Origin of the sequence: Streptomyces sp. 891-h, from assembly GCF_022760275.1 — a bacterium.
GTDB classification, from domain to species: domain Bacteria; phylum Actinomycetota; class Actinomycetes; order Streptomycetales; family Streptomycetaceae; genus Streptomyces; species Streptomyces spirodelae.
This window is the reverse complement of sequence record NZ_CP050693.1, coordinates 3,891,901-3,911,391: the sequence shown is the minus strand read 5'-3', so window position 1 is coordinate 3,911,391 and position 19,491 is coordinate 3,891,901. Positions and strand designations below refer to the sequence as shown.

Sequence of the window (19,491 nt, the reverse complement as noted above, 5' to 3'; positions counted from 1 at the left end):
TGCACGATGCGGACAAGCACTATGCGCACTACGAGAAGGGCCGCGGCCGCCACGGCCTTCGCCACGGCCGCCGCGCTCGCCCTGGCCGGCTGCGGCTCCGACGACGGCGGCGACAAGGCCACCGACAAACCGGCCACCGTCGACAACCAGCAGAAGAAGGGCGGCACGGTCCTCGACCAGCCCTTCGACAAGCCCGACCTGCGGCTCACCGACACACACGGCAAGACCTACGATCTGGTCGAGCAGACCAAGGGCCACCCCACCCTGCTCTACTTCGGCTACACCCACTGCCCGGACATCTGCCCGCTGACGATGAGCAACATCTCGGTGGCCAAGTCCAAGCTGCCCAAGAAGGAGCAGAAGAAGCTGCGGGTCGTCTTCGTCACCACCGATCCGAAGCGGGACACCCCCAAGGAGCTAGGGAAGTGGCTGGACGGCCAGGACCCCTCCTTCGTCGGGCTGACCGGCGACTTCGACACCATCCAGGCGGGGGCGCGCAGCGTGGGCGTCAGCGTCGCACCGTCGTACAAGAAGAAGAACGGCGACATCGTCTCCACGCACGGTGCCCAGCTGCTCGCCTTCTCCCCCAAGGACGACAAGGCGCACGTGCTGTACACCGAGAACAACACCGGGCCGGAGATCCTGGAGAAGGACCTGCCCAAGCTCATCGAGGGGAAGAACCCGTGAGCGCCCGGTCCGCGTCCGCGAGGCGCCTGTCCCCCGCTGCCCGCCGGTCACTCGCCGCCATGGCCTGCGGCACGGCGCTCACCCTCGCACTGGGCGCCTGCTCCTCCGACGACAAGAGCGGCGAAGGCAAGGGCGACGGCCGTCCGGAGCTGAAGATCAGCGGCGCCTATGTGCCGCAGCCGCCGACCAAGGAGATGGCGGGCGGCTTTCTGACCGTGCGCAACGGCGGCGAGCAGGCCGACAAGCTGACCTCCGTCTCCAGTGACGTCGCCGGCAAGGTCGAGATGCACAAGACGGTCGAGCAGCAGATGGAGCGGGTGAAGTCCCTGCGCGTACCCGCACACGGCACTCTCGAACTGGGGCGCGGCGGCAACCACCTGATGCTCATGGAGCTGAAGCACAAGCCCACCAAGGGCCAGACGGTCACCTTCGTACTGCACTTCCAGCGGTCCGGTGCCGTCACGGTCAAGGCGCCTGTCGAAGCGGCCAACTACACACCCCGGAAGTGAGGTCCGCAGGCGTGCCGTACACCACCGCCACCGCGGCGGAACCGCTCCGCACAGCTCGACGCGCCGCCGTCCGCCGGGTCGCCGCCCGCCGCGGCGGCGCCCGTCCCGCCGCGCCCCGACCGGCCGCCTCCAGGGCGCTGCTGGCCCTCCTCACGGGGGTCTGCGCGCTGCTGGCCGTGCTGGCGGCCGCGGCTCCGGCCGGGGCGCACGCCGCGCTGACGGGCAGCGACCCGGCGGAGGGCTCGGTGGTGCGCGGCGCGCCTCGCCAGGTCACGCTCGACTTCTCCGAGGGCGTTGCCATGTCGGACGGTGCCATCCGGGTGCTGGACCCGCGCGGCAAGCGGGTGGACAGCCGGAAGGTCCGCGACACCGGCACAGGCGGGAAGGTGCGGCGCGCCGTCTCGCTACGGGCCGGGCTGGGCCAGGGCACCTACACCGTCGCCTGGCAGGCCGTCTCCGCGGACAGCCATCCCGTCTCGGGAGCTTTCACCTTCTCGGTGGGGAAGCCCTCCGAGACGAGCGTGCAGGTGCCGCAGCAGGACAAGGAGGCGGGCGGTGGCGCCGTTGGCACCCTCTACGGGATCGGCCGGTACGCCGCCTACGCGGGCTTCGTGCTGCTGGTCGGCGGCGCCGCCTTCGTCCTGCTGTGCTCGTCACCGGCCGCCTCCGCGCGGCCGGTGCAGCGGCTGACGGTCACCGGCTGGACCACCCTGACGGCATCGACACTGGCGCTGTTGCTGCTGCGCGGCCCCTACACCGGTTCGGGGCGGCTCGCCGACGTCGTCGACCTGGGCGGCCTCAAGGAGGTGGTGGCCACCAAGCCCGGTGGCGCGCTCGTCTCCCGGCTGCTGCTGCTCGCGACTGCCGCGCTGTTCGTCTCGGTGCTCTTCGGCGCGTACGCCCAGCGGGACCAGGCCGCGAGCCGACGGCGGGATCTGCGCTACGGACTGTCCGTGGGCGGTGTCGTGGTGGCGGTCGGTCTCGCGGCGACCTGGGCGATGGCCGAGCACGCCTCCACGGGCATCCAGACCGGACTGGCGATGCCCGTGGACGTGCTGCATCTGCTCGCCGTCGCGCTGTGGCTGGGCGGTCTGGCCGCGCTGTTCTGCCTGCTGCGCTGGGGCCCCTCTCCGACGGGCACGACAGTGCGCCGTTTCTCGCGGCTGGCACTGGTCTGCGTCACCGTGCTGGCCGCGACGGGCCTGTACCAGTCGTGGCGCCAGGTGGGGTCGTGGAACGCGCTGACCGGCACCTCGTACGGGCGGCTGCTGATCGTGAAGGTGCTCGTGGTGGGGGCGCTGGTGTCCGTCGGCTGGTTCTCCAGGCGATGGACAACCAGGTTGACCGAGGTCCCCACAGCGGCGGAAAACGCGGTCTCCACAGGCGCGGAAAAGGTGCCTGCCCCGAGAGACGCAGGGCGGGCGGCTGTTCCGGCGGGTGCGGAAAAGACGTCCGTACCCGCCGATCCTGTACGGGCCGCCCAACTGGCGCGGCAGCGCGCGGCAGCCGAAGCGGCCAGGCGGCGCCAGGAGCGCGAGGCCGACCCGCAGCGCAGCGGGCTGCGTCGTACCGTGCTGACCGAGGCCGCCGTCGCCGTCGTACTGCTGGCCGTCACCACGGCACTGACCGGCACCGAGCCGGGTCGCACCGAGGAACAGGTGCGCGCGGCGCAGAGCGAGGCGCGCAGCGAGCCCGGCGGCCCTGTGGATGTGAAGGTGCCGTTCGACACGGGCGGCCCGGGCGGCAAGGGCACGGCGGAGCTGGAGATCGACCCGGGCACCAGCGGTGAGAACAGCCTGGAGCTGCGCACCACCGGCCCCAGCGGCAAGCCGGTCGAGGCCCCCGAGGTGAAGGTCGCCTTCACGCTGCCCGCCAAGGACCTCGGCCCGCTGTCCGTCCCTCTCGAACCGGTGAAGCGGGAGAAGGGGCACTGGAAGGCCACCGGGCTGCAACTGCCCATGGCCGGAAAATGGAAGGTCGCGGTCACCGTCCGCACCTCCGACATCGACCAGGTCACCAAGACCACGACCGCCACCATCGGCTGAGCCGGAACCGAGCGACCAGATGAGCACACAGAACTCGAAGAACGCCGCGGACAAGAGCACCGCCAACGACAGCGCGCAGAACAGTGAGCAGGAGAGCGCGAGGACGACAGAGACCACGGGTGCGGGCGAAGGTTACGGGGCCGCGCTGGTTACGCGGCGTCGGCTGCTGGGCACCGCCTCGGCGGCGGGCGCCGCCGGGCTGGCGCTGGGCGGGGCGGGCGGCGCCTGGGGACATGCCGCGGCACAGGACGAGGCGCCCACGGCGCTGACCACGCTCGGCTCCACCGCCGTGCCGTTCCACGGCACGCATCAGGCGGGCATCGTGACGCCCGCGCAGGCGCACGGTCATCTGCTCGCCTTCGACCTCGCGCCGGACGCGGGGCGCAAGCAGGCGGCGGCACTGCTGCGCCGCTGGTCCGATGCGGCCCGGCGGATGATGGCGGGCGAGCCTCCGCGGGACGGGGAGCGGGACACCGGGATCGCGCTGGACGCCGGGCCGTCGTCGCTGACGGTCACCTTCGGGTTCGGCCGGACGTTCTTCGCGCGTACCGGGCTCGAGGACCGGCTGCCGACACAGCTCGCGCCGCTGCCGCACTTCTCGGCCGACGCGCTGGACAAGAAGCGCTCCGACGGCGACCTGTGGGTGCAGATCGGGGCCGACGACGCGCTGGTCGCCTTCCACGCGCTGCGCGCCGTGCAGCGCGAGGCGGCGGGCACCGCGCGGGTGCGCTGGCAGATGTCCGGCTTCAACCGCTCCCCCGGCGCCACGGACCGCCCCCGTACGGTGCGCAATCTGATGGGACAGGTCGACGGTACGAACAATCCCCGGCCTGAGGAGAAGGACTTCACCGGGAAGGTCTTCGTACCGTCCTCGGGGGAGCCCTCCTGGATGGCAGGCGGCTCCTATGTGGTGCAGCGGCGCATCCGGATGCTGCTGGACGACTGGGACCAGCGCTCACTGGACGAGCAGGAGAAGGTCATAGGGCGGCGGAAGTCCGACGGCGCTCCGCTGTCCGGCGGCCATGAGCACACCGAGCCGGACCTGGACAAGCGCGGCCCTGACGGACTGCCACTGATCGCCGGGGACGCGCACATCCGGGTGACGGCTCCGCGCAGCAACGGGGGAGCCGCGATGCTGCGCCGGCCGTTCTCCTTCCACGACGGCTTCCGGGACGACGGTGCGCCGGACGCCGGGCTGCTCTTCCTGGCCTGGCAGGCCGATCCGCTGCGCGGCTTCGTACCCGTGCAGCGCAAGCTCGACCGGGGGGACGCGCTCTCCCGCTTCCTGCGGCACGAGGCGAGCGGACTGTTCGCGGTGCCGGGCGGTCCACGGAAGGGCGAGTACGTGGGGCAGCGGCTGCTCGAAGGCTGAGACCCGGCCCGGGCGGCCTCCCTGCGCGACTACCGTGGGCTCATGACACCTGCGAGCCGCTATACGTACCTCGGTCCCGAGGGCACCTTCACCGAAGCCGCGCTGCACACCCTGCCGGAGGCAGCCACCCGCCAGCTCACCCCGATGGTGTCGGTTCCCGCGGCGCTGGACGCCGTACGGAACGGGGAGGCGCAGGCGGCGTTCGTGCCGATCGAGAACTCGGTGGAGGGCGGCGTCACCGCCACGCTGGACGAGCTGGCGGGCGGCAGGCGGCTGATGATCTACCGCGAGGTGCTGCTGCCGATCGCCTTCGCGCTGCTGGTGCGTCCCGGCACCAGGCTGGAGGAGGTCAAGACGGTCACCGGGCACCCGGTCGCGCAGCCGCAGGTGCGCAACTGGCTGGCCGCGCACCTGCCGGACGCGCTGTGGGAGTCTGCGGCCTCGAACGCGGACGGTGCCCGGCTGGTGCAGGAGGGCCGGTACGACGCCGCCTTCGCGGGTGAGTTCGCCGCCGCGACCTACGGCCTGGAGCCGCTGGTCACCGACATCCACGACGCGGAGAACGCCATGACGCGGTTCGTGCTGCTGGGACAGCCGGGGCGGCCGGCCGCACCGACGGGTGCCGACAAGACGTCGGTGGTCTTCTGGCTGCGCGGGGACCAGCCGGGTGCGCTGCTGGAGGTGCTGCACGAGTACGCCTCGCGCGGCGTCAACATGATGCGGATCGAGTCACGCCCCACGGGCAAGGGCATCGGCCAGTACAGCTTCTCGGTGGACTGCGAGGGCCATGTGCAGGACCGCAGGGTGGGGGATGTGCTGATGGGGCTGAAGCGCTCCTGCCGTGCGGTGCGGTTCCTGGGCTCCTATCCGCGCGCCGACGAGCAGCCGCCGACGCTGCGCTCGGGGACGGCGGACGAGGACTTCGTGGCGGCGACCGACTGGCTGTCGCGGTGCCTGGACGGGCGGGACTGACGACACAGGCGGGTCGTACAACCGCACAGGCCGGCCGTACCGCTGTGCAGGCCGGCCGTACCGCTGTGCAGGAGGCTCGTACAGCCGCCCAGACACGTCGTACACAGGGTCGGCAAAGTTATCCACAGGGGTGGGTGCCGACCTGTGCACAAGTCGACAGAGAAAACGGACTCAGTCGACAAAGCGGCATGCAGACCGCATCTCCCTCCACAGGGCACAGCTCCCACCCCGTCACCACAATTCCATTGATCAACTCTTTGGAGTGAGCTAATCCCCCTCGATTGAGTGGGTATTTCTGGTTTACCCCGGGAATTCCGCGGCGGCCGAACAGATGCCGGAACGGAACTCCCCCATTTCCACAGCACCAGTTCTCCCCCTGTGGAAAACCCGGCCGACGCCCGTCACAGCTGTGGATAAGTGCCGCCGGGAGGCCTGCTCAACTCCCCCCGCCAGCGCCTCCAGTCCACCCGCCCCACCCCTGAGCGGGCGGACCGGCCCGGCGCTCACCGAAAGCCGGAAAGCCGGAAAACCGGAAGAACGAGAAACCCAGAGAACAGTATTTTCCCGGGCACAGCAAAACACCCAATTCGGACAAAGTGCTGCAAAGTGATATCGAATCGAGCGGCGTCCGAGGCCACCGGTACCCTGGCGGGGTGATTGACCTTCGCCTGCTCCGTGAGGACCCCGACCGTGCGCGCGCCTCCCAGCGCGCCCGTGGAGAGGACGTCGACCTCGTCGACGCGGTGCTCTCCGCCGACGAGCGGCGCAGGTCCTCCAGCGTCCGCTTCGACGAACTCCGCGCCGAGCAGAAGCAGCTCGGCAAGCTCATCCCCAAGGCAGCGGGCGAGGAGAAGGCGGAGCTGCTGAGCCGCGCCGGTGAGCTGGCGACCGCCGTGAAGGCAGCCGACGCCGAGAAGGACGAGGCAGCGGCGGAGACGCAGCAACTGCTGCGCCGGCTCAGCAATCTGGTGCACCCGGACGTCCCGGTCGGCGGTGAGGAGGACTTCGCCGTCCTGGAGACGATCGGCACCCCGCGCGACTTCGCGGCGGAGGGCTTCGAGCCCAAGGACCACCTGGAGCTGGGCCAGAAGCTCGGCGCCATCGACGTCGAGCGGGGCGCCAAGGTGTCCGGCTCGCGCTTCTACTTCCTGACCGGCGTCGGGGCGCTCCTGGAGCTGGCCCTGGTCAATGCGGCCATCGCACAGGCGACCGAGGCGGGCTTCACCCCGATGCTGACGCCCGCGCTGGTCAAGCCGCACGCCATGGAGGGCACCGGCTTCCTCGGCCAGGCCGCGCAGGACGTCTACCACCTGCCCAAGGACGACATGTACCTCGTCGGCACCTCGGAGGTGCCGCTGGCGGGGTATCACATGGACGAGATCATCGAGGCGGACCGGCTGCCGCTGCGCTACGCCGCCTTCTCGCCCTGCTTCCGCCGCGAGGCCGGCTCCTACGGCAAGGACACCCGCGGCATCTTCCGCGTCCACCAGTTCGACAAGGTGGAGATGTTCTCCTACGTCGCCCCTGAGGACTCCCAGGCCGAGCACCACAGGCTGCTCCAGTGGGAGAAGCAGTGGCTGTCGTCGCTGGAGCTGCCGTTCCAGGTGATCGACGTGGCCACCGGCGACCTGGGCTCCTCGGCGGCGCGCAAGTTCGACTGCGAGGCGTGGGTCCCCACCCAGGGCAAGTACCGCGAGCTGACCTCCACCTCGGACTGCACCGAGTTCCAGTCGCGCCGGCTGTCGATCCGGATGCGGGACGGCAAGACAGTCAAGCCGCTGGCGACGCTCAACGGCACGCTGTGCGCGGTGCCGCGCACGATCGTGGCGCTGCTGGAGAACCACCAGCAGGAGGACGGCTCAGTGTGGGTCCCGCCGGTGCTGCGGCCGTATCTGGGCGGCCGTGAGGTGCTGGAGCCGGTCGCCAAGTGAGTGCGCCGCCTGCCGCCCCCGGCGGTCCCGACGCGTTCCCCTGCCGGCTGATCGCCACCGATCTCGACGGCACGCTGCTGCGCTCCGACGACACCGTCTCGGAGCGCACCCGTGCCGCGCTGGAAGCGGCCACCGCGCGCGGTGCCGCGCACATCGTCGTCACGGGCCGCGCGGTGCCGTGGACCAAGCGGATACTGGCCGAACTCGGCTACCGCGGGCTGGCGGTGTGCGCACAGGGCGCCCAGGTCTACGACGCGGGCTCGGGACGGCTGCTGACCTCCGTGACGCTCGACAGGCGCGTCGCCGAGCAGGCCCTCGGCCTGCTGGAGAAGGAGGTCGGCACGGTCGCGGTCGCCGCCTCCCGGGACGGGGTGGACGGCGAGGTGCTGGCGGGACCGGGCTACCGGGTGCACGACGGGCCGCTGCCCTATGTCCCGTTCGAGGACCGCGAGACCATCTGGCGGCAGCCGCTGAACAAGCTCTACATCCAGCATCCGCAGCTGGACGACGACGAGCTGGCCAAGGCCGCACGGGCCGCCGTCGGCGACCTGGTGGGCGTGGTGGTGGCCGGCGAGGGCATCGTGGAACTGCTGCCGCTGGGCCTGTCCAAGGCCAAGGGGCTGGCCCTGGCCGCCCGACGGCTCAAGATCCGCGCGGCCGAGACCATCGCGTTCGGCGACATGCCCAACGACATCCCGATGTTCGCCTGGGCCGGTCACGGCGTCGCCATGGCCAACGCCCACGAGGAGCTGCTGTCCGTCGCGGACGAGGTGACCGCCTCCAACGACGAGGACGGCATCGCGCTGGTACTGGAGCGGCTCACCGGCCTCGCCGGCTGACGCCCGGGGGCCGAGGCCCGGGGGCTGACGCCCGGGAGCTGTCGCCTTCAGCGCGAGCCGGGCAGAACGGGGCCAGGCAGAAAGGGGCCGGGCCCCTTCAGCGTGCGGACCATCGGGTACGTCTCGAAATCACGCACCCCTGGCAGCTGCGCGAGCGGCCCGGTCACATAGGCGTACAGCGCAGCCGTGTCCCGGCAGACGACCGCCAGGAACAGGTTCGCGGGGCCGGAGGTGGCCGCCGCGAAGGCGACGTCCGGGTGAGCGGCCACCGCCTGCCCTGTGGCGTGCAGTTGGGCGGGCGGTACGGACAGCCATACGGCGGCCCGGGCGCCCAGGCCGAAAACGTGCGCCCCGTAGTCCACGTCGAAGTACAGCGCCCCGCTGGAGCGCAGCTCTGCCATCCGGCGCCGTACCGTCGAGGCCGACCAGCCGGTCGCGGCGGCGAGATCGGGCACAGCCGCGCGGCCGTCCTGTGCGAGCCGGGCGAGCAGCTTGTCGTCGTCTGCTGTCAGCCGTACCGGCTCGTCGGGCGGCCTGGGCGGGGGCGGGGCGAGCTGCGCCACCTGTTCGGGCGAGAGCATCCCGGTCTTGAGGACCAGTCCCTCGGCGCCGCCGAAGAACTGGTGCAGCTGGCAGTAGGCGTTCACGGACAGCACGCGCGGGGTGCGCGGCAGTTCGCGCAGCAGCACAGCCTCGCCGCCGTCGCGCGCCCAGTCAGCGCCCGACCTGCAGACCGCGCTGACCTCGGTACCGCCCCCCAGCAACCCCACCCACGAGGTGTCCGTACGGCGTGCCAGGGCCTCCGCCAGCGGGACGGCGGCATCGGGGGTCGTCGAGACACGGACCAGCCATACCGTCTCACCCAGCACGGTCGGCTCCGTCAGGCCGAGGACGCGCATGCTGCGGCTGGAGCGCAGCTTGGCCCAGCGGCGGGCGATGGTCTGGTCCGAGACGCCCAGGACCTCGGCGATACGGGAGAAGGCCGCCCGCCCGTCCAGCTGGAGCGCGTGGCCGATCTGCCGGTCGAGATCGTCCAGGGGCGGGGACGTCCGCGACCTCTTCGTGTCCTTCGCGTCCTTCGTGTTCGTGTCCTTCGTGTTCGTGTCCTTCGTGTTCGTGTCCTTCGCATCGGTTCGCACCGTCGAAACGGTAGCTGATGTCGAAATCCACCGGGTTCGCCGGGCTGAGTGGGGAAGAGAGCGGCACTCTCGGAGGCTGGCGGCATGAGAACCACTGACAACCAGCACCGCACTTGGTGGCCACTGGCCGGCCTCTCCCTCGGTGCTTTCATGCTGCTGATCGACGTGAGCATCGTGAACACGGCGCTGCCCCGGATGGCGACCTCGCTGGACGCCTCGTTCACCTCCCTGCAGTGGGTCGTGGACATCTACGCGGTCGCACTGGCCGCGCTGCTCCTGGTGACGGGCTCGCTGGCCGACCTGCACGGCAGGCGGCGGGTCTTCGTCTGGGGCCTGGTGCTGTTCGGGCTGGCCTCGCTCGCGTGCGGACTGGCACCGGACGCCGGCACGCTGATCGCGGCCAGGGCGGTGCAGGGCGCGGGCGCCGCGGCGATGTTCGCGGCGAACGCCCCACTGATCAGCGCCACCTACCACGGCCGCGACAGAGGCATCGCGTTCGGCGTGTGGGGCGCGGTCAACGGCGCGGCTGTCGGCTGCGGACTGGCACTGGGCGGGGTGCTGACCGAGTACATCGACTGGCGGGCCATCTTCTTCGTCAACGTGCCCCTGACACTGGTGACCCTGTGGATCACCCTTCGCACAGTGCCCGAGTCCCGCGCCCCGCGGCGGTCCGGCGCCCGGGTCGACTGGGCGGGCGCCGCACTGTTCACGCTGAGCGCCGCCGCGCTGACGTACGGGCTGGTGCGAGGCGGCGACGCGGGCTGGAGCGACCGGCTGACGATCTGGTCCCTGGCGGTGGCCGCGGCGGCAGCTACCGGGTTCGTACTGGTGGAGCAGGCGCGCGGCACGGCACTGGCACGCGGAACCCGGCCGGGTCCCGCGCCGCTGCTGGACCTCGCGCTGCTGCGGAACCGCTCGTTCGCCGTACTGCTGGGTGTCGCACTGCTGACGCAGGCCGCGGCGTTCACCCACTTCGTCTACAGCGCACTGTGGGTGCAGTCGGTGCTGGGAATGAGTCCGCTGCGGGCCGGGCTCGCCTCGCTGCCCATGGCGGGCACCTCCTTCCTGGTGGCGGCGATCTTCGGCGGCAGGCTGCAGCGGATGCGGCCGCAGTACCCGCTGGGTGCCGGAGTGCTGGTGACCGGCGTCGGTGCGCTGGCCCAGATGCTGGTGGCCCCGGGCTCCTCCTGGACGGCGCTGCTGCCCGGATTCGTACTGATCGGAGTCGGCGTCGGCATGGCGCTCACCGTGCTGATCTCCGCAGCGCTGAGCGCCGTTCCACCGGAGCGCTCGGGGACAGCCAGCGGCGCCGTGAACACCGCGCGGCAGCTCGGCTACGCGCTCGGCATCGCCGTGCTCGGCACGGTGTTCGCCTCGCGGGTGCGCGAGACGCTGACCGGCCGGGGCGTACCAGAGGCGGCGGCCGAGGCCGCGGGCAGCGGCCGCGCCCGGGAGGCCGGGGTGCCGATGGGTCTGGTGCGCGAGGCGTTCGCGACCGGGCTCGACCGGATCTTCGTGATCTGCGGGGTGACGGCGCTGGTGGCCGGGGTGGCGGTGCTGCTGTTCGTCCGGGGGCGCGCGGCAACCGAGCACGCGCCGCACGGCGGGCAGGGCTCAGTGCGCGGCACGGCGGCGGGGGACGCCGCCGCACCCGGCGGCGGCTCGGAGGCGGCGGCTGACGGGAGCGGCCGGGACGAGGCCGGGCGGCCGGTTCCGTCCTCGGCTCACTCGGCTCGCTCCTCGGCTCACTCGGCTCACTCCTCGGCTCGCTCCTCGGCCTCGTAGGAGGGTGCTGCGGTGCTGGTGGCGCTCCCGGACGGCGAGGCGCGCCGCCGCTCGTACAGGGCGGCCACCTCGCGGTTGCGTCGCAGCAGTTCTTCGACGGCCTCCGGGGGATCGAGAATCTCGACCCAGTGGCCGAACTGCAGGAGCACGCTGACACCGGGGAGGACGGAGAAGGCCAGGCGGACGGTGGCCCAGCCACCCTCTTCTTCGTCCTTCCCGTCCGCGCCGGGGTATTCGGTCAGCAGGGGACCCACGATCCGGGTGAACATGTCGAGCCGTGAGCGATGCACCCTGGCTGTCACCCGCAGCTCCCTGGGACGGTCCTCGACCCGCCGGCGCAGCGTCTGCCAGACGTCGGAGAGCTCGACGCCCTCACGGCGCCGTACGGGCTCCTCCAGCGCTGTCGCGGAGGCGATCCGGTCGACGCGGAAGAGCGCGGGGGAACGCCGCCGGTCGGCGACCAGGTACCAGACACCCGCCTTGCTGACGAGGCCGTACGGATCGACCGTGTAGGTGCGCACCTTTTGCTCGCCGCTGTGCCGGTAACGGAGGCGGAGCCTGCGGTCGGCGAAGACAGCGGTGTGCAGCACGTCCAGTTGGACCTCGCCTCGGGGCCCGGGCAACCACCGGTCGGGGTCGACCAGGATGCGGCGGCTCGTCAGATCGGCGACCGGCCGGTGCGGCGCGGGAAGCGCGGCCATCACCTTGCGCAGCGCCGAACCCAGGGCGCTGTCGAGCCCCAGGGCCGAGTGCACGCCCTGTGCGGCCAGTACGAACAGCGCGCGAGCCTCGTCGCTGGTCAGGCCCGTCACATCCGTGCGGTAGCCGGGCAGCAGGGTGATGCCGCCGTGCCGCCCGCGCTCCGCGTACACGGGCACCCCGGCGGCCGACAGAGCCTCCACGTCCCGGTAGATGGTCCGCTTGGAGACCTCCAGCTCCGCCGCGAGCTCGTCGGCCGGTACGCGGCCGCGCGTCTGGAGGAGCAGCAGGATGGCCAGCAGCCGGTCGGATTTCACCTCTCCACCATGCCGCAAAAATGTTGACGGGTTGTGTCAAGTTTTCCCGGCAGACTCTCCTCGCACGAAGCCACCCGCCGGCCCGGTACCGCCACAGCCGGCCGCGTACCCAGGAGTGAACCGTGAACAGCACCCCGCAGGTCCCCGACCCCCGCCCGCTGTACGCCCGCGCCAGCGCGCAGCTGGCCACGCTGATCGCCACCGTACGGCCCGAACAGCTGGACAACCCGACGCCGTGCGAGGAGTACGACGTGCGCGCCCTGCTGGGCCACGTGGTCAGCGGCGCACGCCGGATCGCCACCGTGCCCGAGGGCGGGGAGGGGAAGGGCGCGGACGTGCCCGAGTGGACGGCCGACGCGCCCGCCGGACAGTGGCCGGAACTCTACGAGGACGGCCGCAAGCGGATGCTGACCGCCTGGGAGAGCGACGAGGCCATGGACGCCGTCGTCACCGTGCCCTGGGGACGGATGCCCGGACGGATCGCGCTGGCGGGCTCGGTGATGGAGACCGTCGGCCACACCTGGGACCTGGCGCGGGCCATCGGCTGGAGCGGCGAGCTGGACGAGGAGGTGGCTCGTTTCGCGCTGGCCACCGCGCACCAGGCGCTGCCCGCCGAGGGGCGGGAGCATCTGCCGTTCGGCGAGACGCGCCAGGCCCCGGAGAGCGCCGACACCTGCACCCGCCTCGCCGCCTGGCTCGGCAGGGACCCCGAATGGCAGGCCCCTGGCGCGGCAGGGCAGTGAGCGGAAGGGAAGCGTCGGCGTGCGGAAGGAAGGCGTCGTCGGCATGCGCAAGGAAGGCGTCGGCATGCGCAAGGAAGCACAGGAGCGACCGGCGGTGACGGGGAGGAGGGCCAGGATGGGCGAGCAGGAGCTGGAGTCGCTGCGTGCGGCGGTGCGCGGCAGTGTGCTCGTACCCGGCGAGCCGGAGTACGACCAGGAGCGCATCGGTTTCCAGACGGGAAATCCGCACCGTCCGGACGTGATTGTCGTGGCCCGCACACCGGACGACGTACAGGCGGCGGTCGACCACGCACAGCGGCACGGGCTGCCGCTGGCCGTGCAGGCGACCGGGCACGGCCTGGGTGCGGCGGCCGGTGCGGGGGTGCTGGTCAGCACACGGCGGATGACGGGCATCCGGATCGACCCCACGGCACGCACGGCGTGGATCGAGGCGGGTGTCCGGGCCGGCGACCTGGTGGAGCAGGCCGCCCGGCACGGGCTGGCGCCCGTCAACGGCTCGGCGCCGGGCGTCGGCGTCGTCTCGTACACGCTGGGCGGCGGAGTAGGGCTGCTGGGGAGGCAGTTCGGCTACGCGGCCGACCGGGTGCGAAGGATCGATGTCGTGACGGCGGACGCCCGGCTGCACCATGTGACGGCTGACAGCGATCCGGAGCTGTTCTGGGCGCTGCGCGGGGGCGGTGGCGGCTTCGGCGTCGTCACCGGGATGGAGATCGAACTCGTACCTGTGGAGCGGGTCTTCGGCGGCAGGCTCGTCTTCGACGGTGGTCAGGTCGCGGAAGAGGTGCTGCGGATCTGGCAGAAATGGACGGAGTCGGTCCCCGAAGAGCTGACCTCCGCCGTGACGCTGCTGCCGATGCCGGACGATCCCGCAGTTCCCGCGCCGCTGCGCGGCCGCTATCTGGCACAGGTGCATATCGCTTTCAGCGGACCGAGCGCCGAAGGGGAGCGGCTGGTCGAGCCGCTCCGAGCCATCGGCTCCGTGCTGATCGACGAGTTGCGGGACATGCCGTACGCCGAGTGCGGCTCCGTCTTCAGCGAACCGGGCACCCCGCACTCCTATCGCAGCGCCAATGCGCTGCTGAGTTCCGACGGACTGGACGAGAGTGCGCGGCGGTCCGTGCTGGCCGCTGCCGGGCCGTCGTCCGAGGTGATGTGTGTGCTCAGCATGCGGCATCTGGGCGGCGCCTTCTCCCGCCGACCGGCCGTGCCGAACGCGGTGCCGCACCGTGACGCGGGCTATCTGCTGTATGTGCTCTCGCCGGTGCCGGACGACCCGGCGCCGGGTTCGGGGGCGGGTTCGGGCTCGGGGGCCGAGTCGGGAGTCGGGTCGCCCTCGGGAGAGGAGGTCGTGCGGGCCCTGCACAAGCGGGTGCTGGCTCCGGTGGGCGACCGCGCGCTGGGGCAGAACGCCAATTTTCTGTACGGGCCGCAGGACTGGGACGCCGCACGTTCGGTGTACGGCGAGCAGACGGGCGCCCGGCTGGAGCGGCTGAAGTCGGAGTGCGACCCGGAGGGGATGTTCCGGTTCAACCTGTGGGGCGCCGGGCGCGGTTGAGACGTCGCCGTCGCCCGAATCGCGTAACTGTACGACTGTCGCATCGTTGTACCCATTGTGCGGAGGCGACTGGAGAGCGTGACGTCGAGAGTGTGTGAAGTGGTGGTAGCCGGTTGAGAGTCGGCCCGTCAGGGTGCGCCAATGGAGCGCCGACGGGCCTCTTGCCGGTAGTGCGGTACGTGGGAAGACATGAGCTGATCTCCGCTCCTGGTTCCTGGATACGGACACCTGACGACCCCCAGGTGATCGGGGTTTCCCAGACATGTCCGGAACCAGGACCCAGGAGGGTCTGCCATGTACACCGATTCCGTTCTGCTGGAGTCGCGCAGCGCGCGCTCCGGCGTGGCACACAGGGTCGAAGTCCTCGACAAAGTGAAGGCGTTGGCGTTTTCCACAGGCGGTGCACAGGCCACCACAAGGGATGTGGCCAACTACTTCGAAGTGCCGCTCAACACTGTGGAAAAGTTGGTCAGTCGGCACCGAGAAGAGCTCCTCAGCAACGGGATGACTGTCCTCCGGGCTTCTGACCTGCAGAAGTATCAGACTGACAACTTGTCAGTCTCATCCGAGGCGGAGACCGGTTATCCACAGCGTCGCAGTGGACTCACGGTCTTCAGCCGCCGTGCCGTCCTCACTGTGGCGATGCTGCTGCGCGACAGTGTGGTCGCCCAGCGGGTCCGCTCGTACCTCCTCGACGTCGAGGAGAGCGCCCGTGCGCACCCCGGCGTCGAGGCCGTACGGCAGTCCACGGAGGAGCTGCGGCAGACGGTCCGCACTCTGGCCGCCGGATACGGGTCCCTGGACCGCAGGGTCGGCAACCTGGAGGCGGCCGGCGCCGAACTCGGTGCCGTACTGCAGGAGCTGGGTCCGGTCATCGGCCGGCTGTCCACGCGGGTGGAGCGGATGGACCACCGGCTCGCGGAGACCGAGCGCCGCACGGAGCGCACCGAGCAGGTGGTGTGCGCCATGAGTCAGCGGCTGGCCGACATGGGCGAGGAGATGCGCGCCATGCGCCGCGAGCTGCGCGGAGTGGCGCACGCTCTGGGCACCGGGTCGGAGTCCGGGGAGGAGTGACCGCCTGAGAGGGGTGGCCCGGGCCCGTCGGAGCGGACGCGCCCGGAGCCACTCCCGGGGGCTCCTTGGGACTCCCCGGGGGGTGCTCCGGGGCGCTCCGGGGGCGTCTTTCGGCGCCCTCTTGTGCTACTCCTCCCCCGCCAGTGTCAGCGTGCGCAGCTTCTGCCCGGCGAAGAGGGTGCCGCCCACGGTGACCACGACGATGAGCACCAGTGCGGCCACGAGACCCACCGACGAGTTGACGTCCGCGCTGCTGCCGGCCACCTTCTCGGCGAGCGCGAGCGCCCACTGCTGCACGCTGAGTGTCTTGGCCCCCGGCACCAGACTGCCGATGAGGGCCTCCCAGATCAGCGCGTACACCAGGCCGATGACGACGGCGTGCCTGCTGACCGTTGCCAGCAGCAGGAACAGCGCGCTGTAGGCGATGGAGCCGACCGCCGCCGCCAGCGCGTAGGCGACGGCGAGCTGCTGGCTGTTGCCGTTCAGGATGAAGCCCGCGATCAGCACCGGTACGGCCGAGAAGACGGCGGTCGTGCCGGTGGCGACCAGCAGCTTGGTGACGATGACGGAGGTGCGCGAGACCGGCTTGGAGAGCAGGTAGACGACCGAACCGTCGTCGATCTCCGGGCCGATGGCGCCCGTGCCGGCGATCACGCCGATCAGCGGCACCAGTGTGGCGAGCGCGAAGCCGCCCAGCAGGTCGCTGGTGACCGCGTCGTCGGCACCGTTCATGGCGCGTACGGCGGCTGCCACGACGAGCAGCAGTGCCGGCAGCGCGCACAGGATGAGCGCGCGGCGGCGGCCGAGGAGTGCGCGATAGGTGAGCCGCGCGACCGTCGGGTTGTACATCTGGTCAGCTCCTTTCCGCCGCTCAGGCCGCGACGAGGTACGAGAAGACGCTCTCCAGGGACTCGTCGGAGGGCGAGACGGTGTAGAGCCGGATGCCGTGCTCCCGTGCGAGGCGGGGCAGCTGGGTGGTGAAGCGGGTGAAGTCAACGGCCTGGATACGCAGCGCGCCCTCGGCCTGATCCAGCTCTATGCCCGCTGTGGAGGCGTCCGCGATGAGCGCGGCAGCCAGCCGCCGGTCGTCGCTGGAGCGCACCAGATAGCGGTGCGGGCGGTCGGTCATCAGGCGGCGGATCTTGCGGAAGTCGCCGCTGGCTGCGTGCCGTCCGGCGACGATGACCTCGATGTGGGAGGCGAGCTGTTCGACCTCTTCCAGGATGTGCGAGGAGAACAGCACGGTGCGGCCCTCGTCGCCCATCTTGCGCAGCAGTTCCATCAGGTGCATGCGCTGGCGCGGGTCCATCCCGTTGAACGGCTCGTCCAGCAGCAGCACCGAGGGGTGGTGCACCAGTGCGGAGGCCATTTTCACGCGCTGCCGCATGCCCTTGGAGTAGGTGGAGATGCGCCGGTCCTGCGCGTACTCCATCTCGACTGTCGCCAGCGCCTCGGCGGCCGCCGCGCGCGGATCGGGCAGGCCGTGCAGTTCGGCGTTGGCCAGGACGAACTCGTGGCCCGTGAGGAAGTCGTACATGCCCTCGCGTTCAGGCACCAGGCCGATGTGGCGGTAGGAGTCCTCGTTGCGCCAGATCGGCGCGGCCGTCACGGGCCTGCCGTCGGGGCCGGGGGAGGGCTCCAGGGTGACGCTTCCGTTGGAGGGCGCCAGGAAACCGCCCATCATATGGATCAGGGTGGACTTGCCGGCGCCGTTGGGGCCGAGGAGGCCGGTGACACCCGGGCCGATGTCCATGGTGATGTCGTTGACCGCGACGACGTTTCCGAACCAGCGGGAGACGCGGTCGATGTGGATCGTTGTCACAGTCCGGCCTTTCGGTAGCGGCGCAGCAGGAGGGCGTAGAAGCAGACGACCAGTGCCGCGAAGACGACGAGGTAGACGCCGCCCTGGGCACCGGTGAGCGTCTGCGCGTCCGGGAATCCGGAACGGCCGTCGAGGAACCTGCTCTGGATGCCGTCCAGCAGCGTTCCCGGCGAGCCCAGTCCGAGCCAGCCGATGGCGCTGCTGTTGTCGGATGTGAGGGCGATGCCCTGGAGTGCGGTGATCAGGAAATAGGGCACCGTGATCGCGACGATGATCGCGGCGACACCGAAGCCGCGGCGCGGGGTCAGCGCGGCGATCCAGGCGGCGATGGCGGCGTGCAGCAGCGCGAACAGGGCGCAGAACACGAGGCCCTGGGCGGCCCCCTTGGTCTGGTCGGAGAAGTCCAGCTTCACCAGCAGGGCGCCGAGATACATGATCAGCACGGGCACGGCCGTGAACACGAAGAGCGCCGCGGAGAGGGCCGCGTATTTCGCGGCCACATAGTCGCTGCGTTCCATGGGGCGGGAGAAGTACAGCGGCGTCGTCTTGAAGCGCAGGTCCATGGAGATGGCCTGGGGTGCGGCGGCGGCCAGGAAGATGCCCAGCACCGGCTGCATCAGCAGCACGTACTCCGCGTACCCGGCCTCGAGGCTCTTGCTCTTGGTGAGGGCTGCCACGGCCACCAGGATGGCGGCCGGCACGCACACCGCGGCGAACAGCAGCATCGGCAGCACCTTGGACTTGGCCGACCGGCCCAGCCCGTAGGTGCCGCGCAGCGACTGGGTGAACAGGGCGCGGCGCGCGTAGGAGCGGCCCAGCCTGGGTCCCTCGTAGCCGCGGTAGCCGATGTTGTGAATGACGTCCTGGCCCCGCTCGGCGGTGGGGTGGCCCAGGGTGCGGTCAGGCGACATCGCCGGCGCTCCTTTCCGTGAAGACCTCGGAGATCTGGTGCCTGCGCTGTTCCATGCGGACCAGCCCCAGGCCGAGGTCGGCCGCGGTGTCCCGCACGGTGTCGAAGACCGAGGAGGCCGATGCGGTCGGTGCCTCGGAGTCCCCGTGCTCGCTGCCGATGTCGAGAGTGACCAGGTGCCCGGCGCCGGGTGCGACGGCACTGTCGTCGGCTGGCTCGTGCGGGGCCAGGCCCGCCTTGCGGAGCGCCGCGCGGAGGGCCGCGGTGCCGTCGGGGTGCTCGTCGGTGTCGGTGACCTCGACGGCCAGGACGGCGGTGCGCTGGGTGAAGTCGGCGGTCGAGGAGGAGCGCAGCAGCTTGCCGCCGTCGATGACGACGATGTGGTCGCTGGTGCGCTCCAACTCGCCCAGCAGGTGCGAGGTGACCAGGACGGAGATGCCGAAGTCGGTGTGCACCCGGCGGATGAGGCCGAGCATCTCGTCGCGGCCGACGGGGTCGAGCCCGTTGGTGGGCTCGTCCAGCAGGACCAGCCGGGGGTCGTGCACGAGGGCCTGGGCGAGCTTGACGCGCTGCTTCATGCCCGTCGAGTAACCGCCCATCGGCCGGTAGCGCTCCTCGTACAGGCCGACGTGGCGGAGCGTGTCGGCGGTACGCTCGCGGGCCGCCGTGGCGGGCAGTCCCGACATGCGCGCCATGTGGACGACGAACTCGGTCGCTGACACGTCCGGTGGCAGACAGTCGTGCTCGGGCATGTACCCCACGCGCTCCCGGATCGCGCCGCCCTGGGTGGCCACATCCATGCCGAGCACGCTGGCGCTGCCCTCAGTGGCCGGGGAGAGCCCGAGCAGGATCTTGATGAGGGTGGACTTTCCGGCTCCGTTGGCGCCCACCAGGCCGGTGACCCCCGGCTCTATGCCGACGGTCAGCCGATCCAGTGCGGTCACCCGGGGGAACCGCTTGCTGAGGCTTTCGATCGCGATCACAGTCACACCTCGACGCTATGAGCCGTTCGTCGCGTCCGCGTCAGACGCGGCGCCGGTTTCCGGGCCGGACGCATACCTCTCAAGTGCGTGGGCCCGTCCCTCTCAAGTC

17 protein-coding genes are annotated in these 19,491 nt (G+C 71.1%); 11 read left to right on the top strand and 6 right to left on the bottom strand.

What is annotated here, in order from left to right; translation table 11 throughout:
* Positions 1–21 precede the first annotated feature (21 nt).
* The 7 genes from HC362_RS17040 (at position 22) to HC362_RS17010 (ending at position 8,355) form a co-directional block, all read left to right on the top strand.
* Positions 22–687: an SCO family protein gene (locus HC362_RS17040; RefSeq protein ID WP_243084797.1), complete on the top strand. Its 666-nt coding sequence runs from the start codon at positions 22–24 to the stop codon at positions 685–687.
* Positions 684–1,196, top strand: coding sequence for a copper chaperone PCu(A)C (locus HC362_RS17035; protein WP_243084796.1), 513 nt, complete (start codon positions 684–686; stop codon positions 1,194–1,196). Before HC362_RS17040 ends, HC362_RS17035 begins: the two co-directional genes overlap by 4 nt.
* A gap of 137 nt (positions 1,197–1,333) precedes the next feature.
* Positions 1,334–3,241, top strand: a complete 1,908-nt coding sequence (locus tag HC362_RS17030; RefSeq protein ID WP_243088650.1) for a copper resistance protein CopC — start codon at positions 1,334–1,336, stop codon at positions 3,239–3,241.
* 19 nt (positions 3,242–3,260) lie between these two features.
* Entirely contained in the window at positions 3,261–4,613 is a 1,353-nt protein-coding gene (gene efeB, locus HC362_RS17025) for an iron uptake transporter deferrochelatase/peroxidase subunit (protein ID WP_243084795.1), read from the top strand.
* 42 nt (positions 4,614–4,655) lie between these two features.
* Positions 4,656–5,585 carry a prephenate dehydratase gene (gene pheA, locus HC362_RS17020; RefSeq protein ID WP_243084794.1) on the top strand — a complete coding sequence of 310 codons (930 nt, stop codon included), beginning with the start codon at positions 4,656–4,658 and terminating at the stop codon, positions 5,583–5,585.
* 653 nt (positions 5,586–6,238) lie between these two features.
* Complete coding sequence (gene serS, locus HC362_RS17015) at positions 6,239–7,516, top strand: serine--tRNA ligase (protein WP_243084793.1); 1,278 nt, start codon at positions 6,239–6,241, stop codon at positions 7,514–7,516.
* On the top strand, positions 7,513–8,355 hold the full coding sequence (locus HC362_RS17010) for an HAD family hydrolase (protein WP_243084792.1): 843 nt from the start codon (positions 7,513–7,515) through the stop codon (positions 8,353–8,355). Before serS ends, HC362_RS17010 begins: the two co-directional genes overlap by 4 nt.
* Positions 8,356–8,402: 47 nt before the next feature.
* On the opposite strand, the gene HC362_RS17005 is transcribed toward HC362_RS17010, so the two are convergent.
* Positions 8,403–9,392, bottom strand: a complete 990-nt coding sequence (locus HC362_RS17005) for an AsnC family transcriptional regulator (RefSeq protein ID WP_243088648.1) — start codon at positions 9,390–9,392, stop codon at positions 8,403–8,405.
* A 186-nt stretch (positions 9,393–9,578) separates the two neighbouring features.
* Between HC362_RS17005 and HC362_RS17000 the strand changes: the two genes are divergently transcribed.
* Positions 9,579–11,279, top strand: a complete 1,701-nt coding sequence (locus tag HC362_RS17000; protein ID WP_243084791.1) for an MFS transporter — start codon at positions 9,579–9,581, stop codon at positions 11,277–11,279.
* Here the strand turns inward: HC362_RS17000 and HC362_RS16995 are convergent.
* Positions 11,249–12,295 carry a YafY family protein gene (locus HC362_RS16995; protein ID WP_243084790.1) on the bottom strand — a complete coding sequence of 349 codons (1,047 nt, stop codon included), beginning with the start codon at positions 12,293–12,295 and terminating at the stop codon, positions 11,249–11,251. The genes HC362_RS17000 and HC362_RS16995 overlap by 31 nt on opposite strands.
* 122 nt (positions 12,296–12,417) lie before the next feature.
* Here HC362_RS16995 and HC362_RS16990 point away from each other — a divergent pair, with 122 nt between their 5' ends.
* From HC362_RS16990 to HC362_RS16980, 3 genes are all read left to right on the top strand, one after another.
* The gene (locus tag HC362_RS16990) at positions 12,418–13,038 is read left to right on the top strand and encodes a TIGR03086 family metal-binding protein (RefSeq protein ID WP_243084789.1); all 621 of its coding nucleotides are present in this window, start codon (positions 12,418–12,420) and stop codon (positions 13,036–13,038) included.
* A 19-nt stretch (positions 13,039–13,057) separates the two neighbouring features.
* The gene (locus HC362_RS16985; RefSeq protein ID WP_243084788.1) at positions 13,058–14,593 is read left to right on the top strand and encodes an FAD-binding protein; all 1,536 of its coding nucleotides are present in this window, start codon (positions 13,058–13,060) and stop codon (positions 14,591–14,593) included.
* Positions 14,594–15,145: 552 nt separating this feature from the next.
* Positions 15,146–15,667, top strand: a complete 522-nt coding sequence (locus HC362_RS16980) for a hypothetical protein (protein WP_243084787.1) — start codon at positions 15,146–15,148, stop codon at positions 15,665–15,667.
* A 126-nt stretch (positions 15,668–15,793) separates the two neighbouring features.
* Here the strand turns inward: HC362_RS16980 and HC362_RS16975 are convergent, their stop codons facing one another.
* Genes HC362_RS16975 through HC362_RS16960 form a run of 4 tightly spaced genes read right to left on the bottom strand, consistent with a single transcriptional unit; the run spans position 15,794 to position 19,382 of the window.
* Entirely contained in the window at positions 15,794–16,516 is a 723-nt protein-coding gene (locus HC362_RS16975) for an ABC transporter permease (RefSeq protein WP_243084786.1), read from the bottom strand.
* 22 nt (positions 16,517–16,538) lie between these two features.
* Complete coding sequence (locus tag HC362_RS16970) at positions 16,539–17,489, bottom strand: ABC transporter ATP-binding protein (RefSeq protein ID WP_243084785.1); 951 nt, start codon at positions 17,487–17,489, stop codon at positions 16,539–16,541.
* Positions 17,486–18,400, bottom strand: a complete 915-nt coding sequence (locus HC362_RS16965) for an ABC transporter permease subunit (protein ID WP_243084784.1) — start codon at positions 18,398–18,400, stop codon at positions 17,486–17,488. Before HC362_RS16965 ends, HC362_RS16970 begins: the two co-directional genes overlap by 4 nt.
* Positions 18,390–19,382, bottom strand: coding sequence for an ABC transporter ATP-binding protein (locus HC362_RS16960; protein ID WP_243088647.1), 993 nt, complete (start codon positions 19,380–19,382; stop codon positions 18,390–18,392). Before HC362_RS16960 ends, HC362_RS16965 begins: the two co-directional genes overlap by 11 nt.
* Positions 19,383–19,491 lie beyond the last annotated feature (109 nt).